The organism is Streptomyces sp. DH12, from assembly GCF_020873895.1.
Lineage (GTDB): Bacteria > Actinomycetota > Actinomycetes > Streptomycetales > Streptomycetaceae > Streptomyces.
This window is the reverse complement of record NZ_JAHWGT010000638.1, coordinates 1-536: the sequence shown is the minus strand read 5'-3', so window position 1 is coordinate 536 and position 536 is coordinate 1. Positions and strand designations below refer to the sequence as shown.

1 pseudogene is annotated in these 536 nt (G+C 73.3%); it reads right to left on the bottom strand.

The annotated features are described in order from the left end of the window. A pseudogene (locus tag LPA54_RS36210) lies at positions 1-536 on the bottom strand (MFS transporter); the annotation flags it as partial.

The window sequence follows — 536 nt, the reverse complement described above, 5'->3', positions numbered from 1 at the left end:
CCACCCCGACGATCATCTGCGGGACCAACAGCCCCGCCATCAGCGCGATCGCCAGCCCCCAGCCCCCGCTGTGCTGGTACAGCACGCCCACCAGCAGAGGCCCGGGGATGGAGATCAGATAGCCGGTGCTCTGCGCGAACGCGGACAGCTGGGCCACGCCCGCGCCCGTCCGCGCCCGCATGCCGACCATGGTGAGCGCGAGCGGGAAGGCGCAGTTGGCGATGCCCACCAGCACCGCCCAGGCCCACGCGCCGGCGGCCGGGGCGAAGTAGAGGCCGGCGTATCCGAGCAGGCCGCTGACGCCCAGCACGAGCACGATCGGGCCTTGGCGGGGCAGCCGGGCGGCGAGGCGCGGGATGACGAACGCCAGAGGGACGCCCATCACCATGGTGACGGCGAGCAGCAGTCCGGCCCGGCCCGCGGGGACGCCCGCGTCACGGAAGATCTGCGCCATCCAGCCCATGCTGATGTAGGCGGCGGTGGCCTGGAGCCCGAAGAACACGGCCAGCGCCCACGCCGTGCGACTGCGGGTGATG